Origin of the sequence: Sphingomonas sp. 37zxx (genome assembly GCF_000786205.1) — a bacterium.
GTDB lineage: Bacteria > Pseudomonadota > Alphaproteobacteria > Sphingomonadales > Sphingomonadaceae > Sphingomonas.
The window spans coordinates 1-13,763 of the sequence record NZ_JROH01000047.1 but is presented as its reverse complement, the minus strand read 5'-3'; the positions used below and the strand labels follow the sequence as shown (position 1 = coordinate 13,763).

Sequence of the window (13,763 nt, the reverse complement as noted above, 5' to 3'; positions counted from 1 at the left end):
TCCCGCTTGCGGGAGGGGTTGGGGGTGGGTGTATCCGCACGCGCTATCCTAGTTGATAGGCCCACCCCCGGCCCCTCCCGCAAGCGGGAGGGGGGGAAAAGTCCGCCCCCCCTCACGAAACCGCCGGCGCGATCAGCGCGAATTTGGGGATCGTCACGTCGAACGCGCCGCCATCCTCGTCCACCATCTGATAGCTTCCCTGCATCGATCCCGTCGGCGTCGCCAGGTGACAGCCCGATACATAATCGAAGCTGGCGCCGGGTTCGATCACCGGCTGTTCGCCGACCACCCCCTCACCCTCGACCGAATGGCGAGCGCCGCGTCCGTCGGTGATGATCCAGTGGCGCGCGAGCAGTTGCACGGTGCGTGTGCCCTCATTCTCGATGCGGATGTGATAGGACCAGAACCAGCGCCCGCGCGCCGGCTCGGACTGATCGGCAAGGTACGACACCGATGTGCGGACGACGACGTCGCCGGTCCGCGCTTCGGTATCGAACAGCGCCTTCACAGGCCCGCCTGGCGCAGCGCCTGATCCAGATCGGCGATCAGGTCGATCGGGTCTTCCAGGCCGACGTTCAGCCGCAGCGTGCCTTCGGTGATTCCCATCTCCAGCCGCTTTTCCTCGCTCACGCTGGCATGGGTGGTCGATGCGTTATGCGTCATCAGCGATCGAGAATCGCCGATATTGTTCGAAATGTCGATCAGGTCGAGCGCGTCGAGCAGTGCATGCGCCTGGGTCCGCCCCTCGACCTCGAACGAGAAGATCGGCCCGGTCATATCCATCTGCGCCATCGCCAGATTATGCTGCGGATGGCTCGGCAGGCCGGGATGGTTGAGGCGCGGCACACGCGGTTCTAGGAAGCGGCCGACCTCCAGCGCATTCTCGCTCTGGCGGCGTATCCGCAGGTCGAGCGTCTCCAGCCCCTTCAGCACCACCCAGGCGTTGAACGCGCTCAGCGTCGGCCCGGTGTTGCGGGTGAAGGGCAGCAGCGTGTTGGTGATGAAATCCTCGGTCCCGCACACCGCGCCCGCCAGCACCCGGCCCTGCCCGTCCATCATCTTGGTCGCCGAATAGGCGACGACATCGGCACCGAACTCCATCGGCCGTTGCAGCGCGGGGGTGGCAAAGGCGTTGTCGACCACCGTGGTCACGCCCCGCGCGCGCGCGATGTCGCACACCGCCCGCAGATCGACGATGTCCATCGTCGGATTGGCGGGGGTTTCAAAGAAATAGACCTTGGTCTTGTCGGTGGTCGCATCGGCGAATTGCTGGGCATCGCGGGCATCGACGATCGTTGTGGTGATGCCGAACTTGGGCAGCAGCGTGTCGGTGAGCCAGCGGCACGACCCGAACAGCGCACGCCCGGCAACGACATGGTCGCCTGCCTCTAGCTGGCACAGCAGCGCCGCAGTCATCGCCGCCATGCCCGATGCGGTGGCGCGGCATGCCTCTGCTCCCTCCATCAGCGCGATGCGATGTTCGAGCATTTCGACCGTTGGGTTCTGCAACCGCGAATAGGTCATCCCCGCCTGCTCGCCCTTGAACCGTGCGGCGGCATCGGCCGCGCAGTCATAGGCATAGCCCGAGGTGAGGAACAGCGCTTCGGAGGTTTCGCCGAACTCGCTACGCATGGTGCCACCACGCACGGCTTGTGTTGCGGGGCGCCACTTGCTGGTGACGCTGCGATCCTGTCCGGTGTTGCGCTTCATGCGCGCTGCTTTGCCGGGAGTGGATGGGCGATGCAAGCTACCCCTTCTTGCAGCTTGCCCCGTCGTCTCCCCTATTTGGCCATTCCCGGCCCGCCAATCACCCCAATTGCGCCAGGATCGCATCGGCCATAGCGCGCGTCGACAGCGTGCCGCCCAGATCGCGGGTGCGCGCCCCGCCCAGGATCGCCGCCGCCACCGCCGCCTCGATCCGGTCGGCAGGTTCGGCCAGCCCCAGCGAATGGCGAAGCATCAGCGCCGCCGACAGGATCGCCGCCGCCGGATTGGCCAGCCCCTGCCCGGCAATGTCGGGGGCCGAACCGTGGATCGGTTCATACAGCCCCTTGCCCGAACCGTTGATCGCCGCCGATGGCAGCATCCCGATCGATCCCGCGCACATGCTCGCCTGATCCGACAGGATGTCGCCAAACAGATTGCCGGTGACGATCACGTCGAACTGGCCCGGATCGCGCACCATCTGCATCGCGGCATTGTCGACATACAGGTGGCTTAGCGTCACATCGGGATAGTCGGCCGACACCTCGATCACCACGTCGCGCCATAATTGCGAGGTTTCGAGGACATTGGCCTTGTCGACCGAGCAGAGCCGGTGATTGCGGCTGCGCGCGGTTTCAAAGCCGACGCGCGCGATCCGCGCCACTTCGACCTCGTCATAGCGCATCAGGTCGCGGCCCTCGCGCAACCCCTCGGCGGTGGTGCCACGCGATTTCATGCCGAAATAGACGTCGCCGGTCAGTTCGCGCACGATCACCATGTCGATCCGCGCGGCGATTTCGGGGCGAAGCGCCGATGCGTCCTCAAGCCCCGCGAACAATTTGGCCGGGCGCAGATTGGCGAACAGCCCCAATTCCTTGCGAAGTCCCAATATCGCTTGTTCAGGCCGCAATTCGCGCGCCAGCCCGTCATAGCGCGCGTCGCCGACCGCACCGAACAGCACCGCATCGGCGCGCTTCGCCAATTCCAGCGTGGCGGCGGGCAACGGATGCCCGGCGGCGTCATAGGCGGCCCCGCCCACCGGCGCTTCCTCGAACCGCAGGCCCAGTGCCAGCGTTTCGAGCACGCGCCGCGCCTCGGCGGTCACTTCGGGTCCGATCCCGTCTCCGGGCAAAATGGCGATCAACTGCGACATGAATGGCTTCCCCCGTTTCGGCCCCGCCCATGCCTCACGCAACCGCGCGCTGCAACCGTTCGACCAGCCGCCCGCGCGCCGTCAACACCTCGGCAGCGCGCCCGGTGAGCAGATCGCGCTCAAGGAAATGCCGGGTGATGCGAAGGCCGGCGAACACATCGTCCCATCCCGCCTCGCCGCCGGCATGCAGGAAAGCGGGCAAGGGCAGCAGCCGGGGCTCATAGCCCATCGCCGCCGCCCGGCTCACCGCGCCGCCGCTTTTGGGGCTGACGAACGCCAGATCATCGACCGCGCCAGTCACCACGCATATGTCAAGCGCCAGGCCGAAGCCCAGTTCAGCCAGCAGCAGCAGTTCATAGCGCGCGATGCTCCCGGCCCAGCCGCGCGCCGAAGGTGCCGCCTCGACCGCGTCGATCACCGCATCGAGCGCGGCATAGATCGCCGGATAGGGCTGCGCCTCGGGCAACAGCGTCGCGGTCAGCGCGGTCAGCCATTCGAGCGCGGCGGCGGGGAGCGCTTCGTCGAACAACGGCGCGCGGCTATGCACCAGCTCGACCGTCAGCGCCGCCAATTGGGTATCGGTGCGCGCGCGCCATTCGCCCAGGATCGCGTTGGCGGGTTGCAACACCGGCCCGATCGCGCGCGAACGGCCGCCGCGCACATAGCCCGGCTGCACCCCGTCCCGCGGCGTCAACGCGCGCACGATCGCCCCATGCTCGCCATGCGCGCGCACCGACAGGACAATGGCGGGGGAGGAAAGCTGCATGCCGCCGCTGTACCCGCCCCCGCCGCCTTCGTCATGCCAGGGATGACTTCAATTGGTCTTCCTTCTCGTCATTCCCGCGAAGGCGGGAATCCATATGCCAGTGCAGTGGTTATGGATTCCCGCCTTTGCGGGAATGACGAGGCAAATGCGTCAGCCGCCGCTTGACCCACGCCACACCACCGTCAAACCCCGCCAGCGCCGCCAGCGCCGCCCGGTTCCCCAGCCCCCCGCGCAGCACCAGCCAGTCGGCGCAATCGACATGCCCGGTCGAGAATTGGCGCTTATGCTGGCCCTCGCCCTCGGTGAAGTCGAATCGCGCAAACCCGCCCTCGGCCATCAGATCGCGCAGCGCCTCTGCCTGCAACACGCTGCCCGGCGACAGCGCGTCAAAGCGTTCGGCGTGGCCGACATATTCGTACAGCACGTCGCCGCCGGTGATCGGGCAATAGAGATACGCCGCCGCCTCACCGCCGACGAACAACAGCCACGCCCGCACCCGATCCGCCGCCGCCAGCCGCAGCATCCGCGCGACGAACCCGGCATCGCCCGGCAGGCCCATCGCCAGCAATTTTTCCTGATAAGTAGCCGCCGCCAGCGGCCGCGCGATCGCGTGAAACGCCTGTAATTCAACCGGAGTACGGTAGCGGCGAATGTCGATCGCCCCGCCCGACGCCGCCGCCAGCTTCTTTGCCTTGCGCTTCAGCCCCGATCGCAAATTGCCCGACAGGCTGGCGTGATAAGCATCCCAGCCAAGCGTAAGATCGGCGAAATAGCGCGGGTAACGCTGGCGTTCGGCGGCGATCATCCCCGGCAGCGCCACCGGCTGACCGGCGGGAAGCGACAGCAGCGAATAGCCATCGGCATGGGCGGGCAGCGGCGGCAGCGCCGGCACCCGCCCTTCGATCGCATCGGCCAGCGATACCGCGACCCGAACCATCCGGCGAGGCAGCGCGAACACGGTACGCGCACCCACCCGGAAATTGAGCGGCAGATCGAGCACAACCGGCCCTTCCGCCCCGTCATTCACGCCGCCCGCTCCTCGACGATGTTCGACCAAAGCTGTTCGGCCTGCCGCAACCGCGTCCGCAGCACATTCGGTCCCAGCGGCACATCGCCCTGCCCCAGCCGCAACCCGGCAGCATCGGCATAGCAAATTGTCGGCATCGCCGCCGCCCGCGCCGCCAGCATCGCGCACAGCGCCTCGAACCGGCGGACATGCACGCGGTTGGCGCGCGTCCCCGTCCGCGCCGCAAGTTCGAACCCGTGGCTGACGATCGTCACCGCCGCATGGTTCGCGCGCGTGGCATGATCGAGCGCCGCGCGCATTTCGGCCACCGACAGCGCGCAAATCTGGAAATGGCGCAGCTTGCCCGGCACATCCTCGATCAACGTCACCGGGCATTCGATCACCCCGTGATGCGCCACCGGCGCGATCTGCCGCACCGGCAGGCTGATCGCGCTGGGCCAGGGATGCTCCGAACCATTATGGCTGCTGTCATAGGCAAAGCCCAATTTGGCCAGCGCCACCAGCGTATCGTCATTGGCGGCATAGCTACCGCTGCGAAACGCCACCGGCTGCGGCACGCCTGCCGCCATCAGCAGCGCCGCCGCCTCGGCGATCAGGTCGCGCTGCTGCTCCAGCGAATAATCGATCAGCTCGAAGCGGGCATGCGCCGCGCCGCCATCACCCGCCACCGCGCCCGCCCAATTGGGGTGCAGGTGCAATTGCACCGCCTGCCCCGCCGCCAGGATCGGCGCGACCATCGCCTTGACGACATCGATGCCATAGGTGCGCGCGGGCATCGGATCGACGAAGAAGGTCGCGCGCAGCCCATGCGCGGCCAGCACCCGTAATTGATAGCCCACCCCCACCCCGGCAGGCTCGATCGATCGCGCCACCTGCTCGGCCACCGGCAACCCGGCAACGTGGTGCCGCCACATCAGCTCGGTATCGATGGTGAGAAAGACGGGCGTGGTCATGCCCGCCTCGCTATCAGTGCGCGGTGAAGAAAGCGGTAATGATCAGGCGGTGATCCCCCAGCGCGTGTAATCATCGGCAATGCGCGGTGCCATGATGATCGCTTCGGCAATGTCGGCAGCGCCTCCCTTCTGGTCGCCCTGCTTCTTGCGAACCAGCCCGCGCAGATATAGGGCGGCGGCCATATCGGGCGCGAGCGCCAGCGCTTCATCGAGATCGGCGCGCGCGGCGTCCAGCCGCCCTGCGCGGAAATGGATCAGCGCCCGGCTGTCGAGCGCGGCGGCAGGACTTTCGCCCAGCGCAATCGCGCGGTCGCAATCGGCCAGCGCCGCTTCCAGGCCGAGATTCACCTGGCCGCGCAGCCAGCAACGCTGGTTCAACAGCCCGGCATCGCGCGGCTTATCGCCCAAAGCTTCGTCGGCAAGCGCGGTGGCGGCTTCAGCCTCGCCCTTCGTCGCCAAAAGATAGGCTTTTTGCAGCATCGCCCATTCGCGTTCGCTACCACCCGCCGCGATCCGTTCATCGATCAGCGCCAGTGCTTCGTCATACCGCCCGGCATCGGCCAGGCGGTTCGTATAATAGGTCAGGGCACCATAGTCCGATGGATCGGCAGCGGTCGCCCGCTCGATAGCAGCCAGCGATTCAGCGTCACGCCCCAGAACGTAAAACAGATAGGCTTGAAAATAGAGGTTCGCGCCGCTTGGCTCGATCTCCACCATCCGCTCGGCGTCTTCCAGCGCGCCCTTCCAGTCGCCAAGCCCTTCGCGCCAGCGTGCGCGTGAGTCATAGGCAGTTGGGTCGCCCGGCTCGGAATCGGCGATCGCCTTTTCATAGAGCGCGTCGAGCCGCTTGAGCCGCCCTTCCCGCTTCGCGCGCGCACGCAGTTCATGCGTTCGCGGCAGATCGGCGGGCGCCATGATCTTCAGCGTGCGGCGCTCGGCGGTGGTCAGTACCGAACGCTCGGCAGCAATCGCCTCGGGCGCGATCTCGATTCCCGTGGCGCTGATCGTGTCCTCGACATCGGCGACACCTTTGTCGAACGTGAAACTGCGGGTCACCGCCATGCCGCCCAGCCGCGCGGGCAGCGCCTGATCGCCCTCGATCGTATATCCCTTGCCGCCATCGGGCAGCAAGATGCGGCGAGTAAACGACATTTTCTCCGGACCGCCGGTGGAGACGGGAATTTTCTTCCACAAGGTGCGCGAACGGTCGGGATTGAACGCGATCGTGTTCACCGCATAGTCGATGTCGCGATAGCGCTTGCTATCGTCGCGGGTCCAGCCGGCGGGAGCGATCCCCTCGATCTCGAGCGAGCCGGTGTTCGCCGCTTCGTCAAAGCTCAGGCGATGCGACACCACCCGGCCATTGGCGATCTGCTGATTGGCAATGTTCGTCGCCATTTCCTCGCGCTGGTCCTCGGTCCCCTGGGTGGTGACCAGCCGCATCATTTCGGCGGCCTGCCCACGCACCGTCATCCGCATGCGATACGGGGTCGGCAGCGCGATCCCCGCCGTCTGATCGATCTCGAGCCAGATCGCGACGTCGGGGCGCGCCGGCGCGCGGATCGGCAGCGGCATCAGTTCGGCACCGGCGGATCGCAATGGCAACACGTTGCGGAACGGCGGAGTATCGTCAAGGTCGGCAAGTCGTGCGCCCTGCCCGGTGCCGTCAAGCCAGAGCGACCCGCCGTCGATCACCGCGCGCACCAGCACATGGTCGAATGCCCCCGCCGACGGCAGGCGGCGCGGCACATAGTCCCCGCCGTCGATGCTAGCCAGCACAGGCTCGGCTTCGATATCCAGCGCATGCAGCATCGCCAGCAACAGCAGCGTCTTGGCCTTGCAATCGCCATAGCGAACGTTCCAGGTCTGCGCCGGTGCCTGCGGCGTGTAATTCCCGCCGGCCATCCCCTTGAACAGATAGCGCACCTGGCCCTGCACCGCCTCCAGCGCCAGCGCAGCGCGCTCGCGCGGCGTCTTACCCGCCGCCTTGATCCGGGCAACTTCGGTCGCCAGTGCCGATCCCGGCGCGATCGTGTCCTTGGTCGCGTATAACGGGGCAAAAGTGCGCGAAACCGCCTGCCAATCGGCAAAGCTGCTCGCCTCCACCATCGGCAACGGCCGCAGCCGGAGCGGCATGTCGTTGGGCAGATCGGGCAATTTGGGCAGCGGCCCCAGCAATTCGACTTCGTCGAACCCGTCGACGCTGCGCGGCGTCAAATCGACATCGTCGAGATAGCTTCGCAGCGTGACCGCCGCCGCCTTGTCCCACGACAGCCGGTTGCGGGCGAACCCAACGGTCATCGGCTTGGTAAATACCGGCATCGACGTCGATGCCTGGCCGCCCAATGCCGGATCCTTGTTGGTGACCGTCACCGCGAAATCGAGCACGTCGCCAACGCGCATGCCCTCGACATTCAGCGTCGCAGTCAGCACGCCGGTGAGCATTTTCTGCTCCAGGCCCAGTTCGCGTTGCAGCACGCTGAACCGCTCGCCCTTGGCCAGCAAATCGATCGTCTCACCCCCCCGCAGAATACGGACATGATGGACGATCAGGTCGCCATGATCGGGCTGCCACTCCAGCCGCAGGGTGCCGGCTTCGTTGAGCATCCCGGCATTGGCGATCAGCAGCGCGCTGCGACCATAAGCCGATACGCCGCCATCGACGATCCGATGCTGCTGATCCGAAATCAGCATTTGCGGCTTTTCAGCGGGAAGTTTCGTCGGATCGGGGGCCGGTGCTTGCTTCACCCAGGCAGGAGCCGGTTGGTACAGCGGCTTGTCACCCGCCCATGCCGGTGCCGCAAAGCCGATCAACGAGACCGACACCATCAACCCACGCAACATCACCGGCCCCCGATCACTCACTCAATCCCCGCCCCGACCCTAGCGGCGACGAACCGGGTTGCAATAGCGGCAGTCTGAAATCTTCGCTCCGCCCCGCCCCCTCACCGCGCGTGGAAGAAATCGTGGATCCCCTGCGCCATCGCCTTCGACACGCCGGGGGCCTTGGACAGATCCTCCAGGCTCGCGCCGCGCACCGCCTTGGCGGTGCCGAAATGCATCAGCAGCGCCTTTTTCCGCGCGGGGCCGATGCCCGGGACGTCGTCTAGCGGGCTGGTGGTCATCGCCTTGGCGCGCTTGGCGCGGTGCGCGCCGATCGCGAAGCGGTGAACTTCGTCGCGCAGCCGCTGGAGGTAGAACAGCACCGGCGAATTGACCGGCAACTGAAATTCGCGCCCGTCCATCATGTGGAACACCTCGCGCCCGTCGCGGCCATGATGCGGCCCCTTGGCGATGCCGACGACGGTGATGTCCTCGATCCCCAGTTCCTCGAGCACTCCGGTCACCGCGTTCAACTGCCCGCGCCCACCATCGACCAGCACCAGATCGGGCCAGTCGCCCTTCTCGCGATTGGGGTCTTCATCCTGCGCGCGCCCGAAGCGGCGGCTGAACACCTCGCGCATCATGCCGAAATCGTCGCCCGCGATCGTTTCGGCGCGCTTGATGTTGAACTTGCGATACTGGCCCTTGCGAAAGCCCTCCGGCCCAGCGACCACCATCGCCCCCAGCGCGTTGGTGCCCTGGATATGGCTGTTGTCGTACACCTCGATCCGGTCGGGGCTGTCGGGCAGGCCGAACAATTCGGCGACTTCGCGCAGCAGCCGCGCCTGAGTCGTCCCCTCGGCCAGCCGCCGGTCAAGCGCCTCAACCGCGTTGCGCCGCGCCTGTTCGATCAGCCGCCGCCGGTCGCCGCGCTGCGGCACCGACAGCGACACCTTGAAACCCGCCCGCTCGCCCATCGCCTCGGCAAGCAATTCGGCCTCGGCCAGGTCGCGGTCGATCAGCACATTGCGCGCGGGCGGCACCTCCTCGTAAAATTGCATCAGGAATTGGCTGAACACTTCGTCCTCGGGCACGTCCTGCACATGCGTCGGGAAAAAGGCGCGGTGCCCCCAATTCTGGCCGCCACGGATGAAGAACGCCTGGATGCCGATCGCGCCGTCCTTGGCCGCCATTGCAAAGATGTCGGCATCGCCCACTCCCTCGGCGTTGATCGCCTGGCTGCCCTGGATATAGGTCAGCGCCTTCAGCCGATCGCGCAGGATGGCGGCCAGTTCAAAGTCCATCCGCTCGGCGGCGTCCTGCATCTGCGCACCCAATTTGGCCTGCACCTTGGTCGATTTGCCGCCCAGGAAATCCTTCGCATCGCCAACCAGCTCGGCATAATCCTCCGCACTGATGCGATCGACGCAGGGGGCCGAACAGCGGCGGATCTGGTGGAGCAGGCACGGACGATCGCGATTGTTGAAGAAACTGTCGGTGCACGACCGCAGCAGGAACAGCTTTTGCAGCGCGTTGAGCGTCATCCGCACCTGCCCCGCCCCCGCGAACGGCCCGTAATAATCGCCCTTGGCCCGCCGCGCCCCGCGATGAAGCTGGACGCGCGGGAAATCATGGTCGCCGCGCAGCAGGATGAAGGGGAAGCTTTTGTCGTCGCGCAGCAGCACGTTGTACGGCGGGCGATACCGCTTGATGAGCTGCGCTTCCAGCAGCAGCGCCTCTGCCTCGTTATTGGTGGTGACGATCGTCATCGACCGGGTTTGCGCCACCATCCGCTGCAATCGCTTCGTCAGCCGAGTGACCTGGGTATAGTTGGTGACCCGGTTCTTGAGCGCCTTTGCCTTGCCGACATACAGCACATCGCCGCGCGCATCCTGCATCCGGTACACGCCGGGGCGGATCGGCAGCGTGGCAACGACATTGCGGATCGCCGCGACGCCGGCGTCGAGATCGGGCGCATCGGCCCCCCTTACCGCGAAAGTGGCCTTGTCTTCGTTGAATCGGTCGGGAGTGTTCGGGGAGGACATTGAGGGGATTTAGGAGTCGCTGAAGCAGAACGCCACCTTAGAGCGCATCGCTCGCCGGAGGGGGCGCCTTCTTCCCCTCTCCCGCTTGCGGGAGAGGCCGGGTGAGGGTCTTCTTGTTTCTTCTGCCAGGCCGGGCCGAAGAAGTAGTAAAAGAAGACCCTCACCCAACCCTCTCCCGCCTGCGGGAGAGGGCTTAAGAGAAAATCAGCCCATTCGCGCCCGCGCCACGCGCTCCAGCACCGTGAGCGGCATCGCCCCCATCGTCAGCACCCTGTGAAACGCCTTGGGATCCCACGCCGCGCCCGCCTTGGCCTTGGCTTCGTCGCGCAGGCGCGTCCACACCGTGTGGCCGATCTTGTAGCTGCACGCCTGACCCGGCCAGCAGGTATAGCGATCAATTTCGCCCTGCCCGCGCCCGCGCGCGATGCCGGTGGTGGCGAGGAAATAGTCGGTCGCCTTTTCGCGGCTCCATCGCTTCACGTGCAGCCCGCTATCGACCACCAGCCGTGTCGCGCGGAACAGCAGCGACTGGAGATAGCCGACCTGCCCCAGCGGATCGCCGTCATACATCCCCATTTCGTCGGCCAGTTGCTCCGAATACAGCGCCCAGCCCTCGCTATAACCGCTATACCCGCCGCGCCGCCGGATCAGCGGAATGTCGTCGCTTTCAAGCGCCGACATGACTTGCAGATGATGCCCCGGCACGCCCTCATGATAGCTGAGCGTCGCCAGCCCGAATTTGGGTCGGTCGAACGTATCGCGCAGGTTGATGAAATAGATTGCGGGGCGAGTCCCGTCGAGCGAGGCCGACTGATAATAGCCCCCCGGCGCACCCGCCTGGATCGCCTCGGGCACGCGCCGCACCTCGACCGGTGCTTTCGGCACCACCGCAAATTGCTCGGGCAGGCGCGCTTCCATCGCCTTCACCTGCGCGCGCAATGCCGTCAGCAGCGCTTCGCGGCCCGGCTCGGTATTGGGAAATAACTGATCGGGCCGCTGGTTGAGCGCCACCAGCCGTTCGCCGACGGTGCCGGTGGTCATCCCCTGCGCCTTCAGGATCGTATCGATCCGCGCGTTGATCTGCGCGACCTGCTCCAGCCCCAGCCGGTGGATTTCATCGCCGGTCAGCTTGGTCGTCGTCGCGGCACTCGCGGCGGCGGCGTAATAGGCCTCGCCATCGGGCAGCCGCCAGACGCCGGCATCATGCGTCGCGCGGCCCCGCAATTCGGTTACCAGCGCGCGCTGGCGATCAAGCGCGGGATAGACTCGCTCGGCCATCAGCGCCTCGACCTCGGCGGCGCGTTCGGGCGGCAGGTTGGCTGCCTTTAGCTTGGCGGCGAGATCGGTGACCGGCCCGCTTTGTGCCGCTGGCTTGTCGCGCGCCTGGCCCAATTGCTTGAGCGTGGTGTCGAGGATGAAATCGGGGGCGAACACGCCGCGCGCCGCATCGGTGCGCTGGCGCTGCGTCTCCTGGTCGATCACTTCGGCAAACGCTTCTACTCGCGCGACATAGGCGTCGGCATCGGCGGCATTGGCGACGCGATGCGTATTGCTCAGGAAATCGGGGACGTCGCGATACGCGCCCGAAAGCTGGCTGAGCACATAAGGCGAATAGCGCCCGCCATTCGATCCATAGGCAAAGCGCGCGCTGTCGATCACCTGGTCGATCTGGTAGCCGACAACTTCGTAATCGAGCTGTGCCGCCGGTGACAGCGCCGCGCGATCGACGGTCCGAAGCTCGGCCTGCTCGCGCCTGGCCCGCGCGACCTGCCGCGCATCCTGCGCCCGCGATGCATCGGACAGCCGGGCCTTGAGACCGGCGCGCGCGCCGGTATCCAGCCCCAACGACGTCGCACCTTCGGGATTGTCCGCCAGCCGGGCGTAAAAGAACGCATCGAGCATCGCGCGCAGCTTCTGGTCGGCACCACTGCCCTGCGCCCAGGCGGCGGCTGGCAAGGCGGCGGCGATGCCGGCAAGCGCGGTGGTGCCGATAAACTGGCGACGATCCATGCGGTTACTCCCCTGATGTTTTCACCGGGGTAGGCCAGGACGGCACCTTGTGCCACCCCCAGGCAGGCGGGCGACCCGCGATCAGCCTTGCGCGCTAAACTTGGTGCCGACGACGCCGATGACGATCAGCGCCATAAACACCGCCTGGAGCGGCGAAATCCGCTCGCCGAAAAAGATGGTGCCACCAATAATCACCCCAACCGCGCCCAACCCGGTCCAAACCGCATAAGCCGTCCCCGCCGGAATCCCCCGCATCGCCAGCGCCAGCAGGCCCATATTCACGAACGACAGCACGATCGGCACCGATCCCGCAAGCCATGTGCCGCGATCCCCCGCCCATTTCAGGCTAAGCGCCCAAATGATTTCGGTACAAACGGCGATGCCAAGGATGATCCATGCCATTCCGGCTCCGCTCACGGCTTGCCCAGTCGTCAAAATGATGTTTCCTTGTTCGCATATAGGCGAGGAGTCGTAACGATGACATTGTCCCTAGTCGCTGCATTCGCGCTGATGCAAACCACAACGCCCGCACCGCAGAAAGATATCCTGGTGCTCGGCAAACGAACCGCCGCTGCACTCTCTACCTGTATCGAGCGGAAATGTCCGACAGAGGACGATGTTCGCCTGTCGATTGCCCATGCCGAGTCGCAATTCGCCGAGGGCAAATATGCCGATGCGCGAACCACGCTGCAGCAGTCCATCCTTCGCAATCGCGACGCGGCATCGCGTCTGCCGCGGCACGTTGCGGCATTGTACGAAGCATATTCGAACGTCTCGCTCCACTATGGCGATATGGACGATTATAGGCGTGCGGCAGCCAATCAGGCGCGCATCCTGCGAGCGAATTTGCCGAACGATGCTGCCGACGTGCAGTTGCTTGAGCTTCTACTGGGCGACACCTGGCTTAAACTGGGTAATCTCCTTCAAGCCGATCGCAACTATCAGTCGGCGGAACGAGGCTTTCGAAAGCGTGGACTCCACAAGCTGGAGGCGCTCACCGCTTTGCGGCGTGCCGGGCTGAGCGTTGCGCAGGGACAGGCAGCCGAAGCGCAGGGCATGGTGCGAAAGGTCAACAACGGGCCTGCGGGAGACGATCCGGCGGTACGCACGCTATCGGCAGTGATAACCGCACGGATCGGGATATTACGCGGTGACGATGCGGCGGTGGATCAGCTTCTGGCCACGCTTCGCACCGATGCCGCAGCCCCGCCGATGTTGCTTGACGAGCCTGGCGGGCTAGCCAGGGTCAACCCTTTAACAGGCTGCTGAAAAAGGGCTTGGC

General features: G+C 65.8%; 11 protein-coding genes. 1 reads left to right on the top strand and 10 read right to left on the bottom strand.

Going from position 1 to position 13,763, the window contains the following annotated elements; translation table 11 throughout:
* Positions 1-112: 112 nt before the first annotated feature.
* The 10 genes from apaG to QU44_RS14175 form a co-directional block, all read right to left on the bottom strand.
* Complete coding sequence (gene apaG / locus QU44_RS14220) at positions 113-508, bottom strand: Co2+/Mg2+ efflux protein ApaG (RefSeq protein ID WP_033923030.1); 396 nt, start codon at positions 506-508, stop codon at positions 113-115.
* Positions 505-1,710 (bottom strand): trans-sulfuration enzyme family protein, encoded by a 1,206-nt coding sequence (locus tag QU44_RS14215; RefSeq protein WP_033923029.1) that lies wholly within the window; start codon positions 1,708-1,710, stop codon positions 505-507. Before QU44_RS14215 ends, apaG begins: the two co-directional genes overlap by 4 nt.
* A gap of 97 nt (positions 1,711-1,807) precedes the next feature.
* Positions 1,808-2,857: a 3-isopropylmalate dehydrogenase gene (gene leuB / locus QU44_RS14210; RefSeq protein ID WP_033923028.1), complete on the bottom strand. Its 1,050-nt coding sequence runs from the start codon at positions 2,855-2,857 to the stop codon at positions 1,808-1,810.
* Between the two features lie 34 nt (positions 2,858-2,891).
* The gene (gene recO, locus QU44_RS14205) at positions 2,892-3,623 is read right to left on the bottom strand and encodes a DNA repair protein RecO (protein WP_033923027.1); all 732 of its coding nucleotides are present in this window, start codon (positions 3,621-3,623) and stop codon (positions 2,892-2,894) included.
* 109 nt (positions 3,624-3,732) lie between these two features.
* Entirely contained in the window at positions 3,733-4,650 is a 918-nt protein-coding gene (locus QU44_RS14200; protein WP_231621752.1) for a GNAT family N-acetyltransferase, read from the bottom strand.
* On the bottom strand, positions 4,647-5,603 hold the full coding sequence (locus QU44_RS14195; protein WP_033923026.1) for a polysaccharide deacetylase family protein: 957 nt from the start codon (positions 5,601-5,603) through the stop codon (positions 4,647-4,649). The genes QU44_RS14200 and QU44_RS14195 overlap by 4 nt, the downstream gene beginning before the upstream one ends.
* 42 nt (positions 5,604-5,645) lie before the next feature.
* On the bottom strand, positions 5,646-8,447 hold the full coding sequence (locus QU44_RS14190) for a DUF3857 domain-containing protein (RefSeq protein ID WP_052134871.1): 2,802 nt from the start codon (positions 8,445-8,447) through the stop codon (positions 5,646-5,648).
* Between the two features lie 101 nt (positions 8,448-8,548).
* The gene (gene uvrC, locus QU44_RS14185) at positions 8,549-10,471 is read right to left on the bottom strand and encodes an excinuclease ABC subunit UvrC (RefSeq protein WP_033923025.1); all 1,923 of its coding nucleotides are present in this window, start codon (positions 10,469-10,471) and stop codon (positions 8,549-8,551) included.
* 204 nt (positions 10,472-10,675) lie between these two features.
* Positions 10,676-12,481 (bottom strand): DUF885 domain-containing protein, encoded by a 1,806-nt coding sequence (locus QU44_RS14180; protein WP_033923024.1) that lies wholly within the window; start codon positions 12,479-12,481, stop codon positions 10,676-10,678.
* 81 nt (positions 12,482-12,562) lie between these two features.
* Positions 12,563-12,883 (bottom strand): DMT family transporter, encoded by a 321-nt coding sequence (locus QU44_RS14175; protein WP_033923023.1) that lies wholly within the window; start codon positions 12,881-12,883, stop codon positions 12,563-12,565.
* Positions 12,884-12,958: 75 nt separating this feature from the next.
* Between QU44_RS14175 and QU44_RS14170 the strand changes: the two genes are divergently transcribed.
* On the top strand, positions 12,959-13,750 hold the full coding sequence (locus QU44_RS14170; protein ID WP_156141208.1) for a hypothetical protein: 792 nt from the start codon (positions 12,959-12,961) through the stop codon (positions 13,748-13,750).
* Positions 13,751-13,763: the final 13 nt, after the last annotated feature.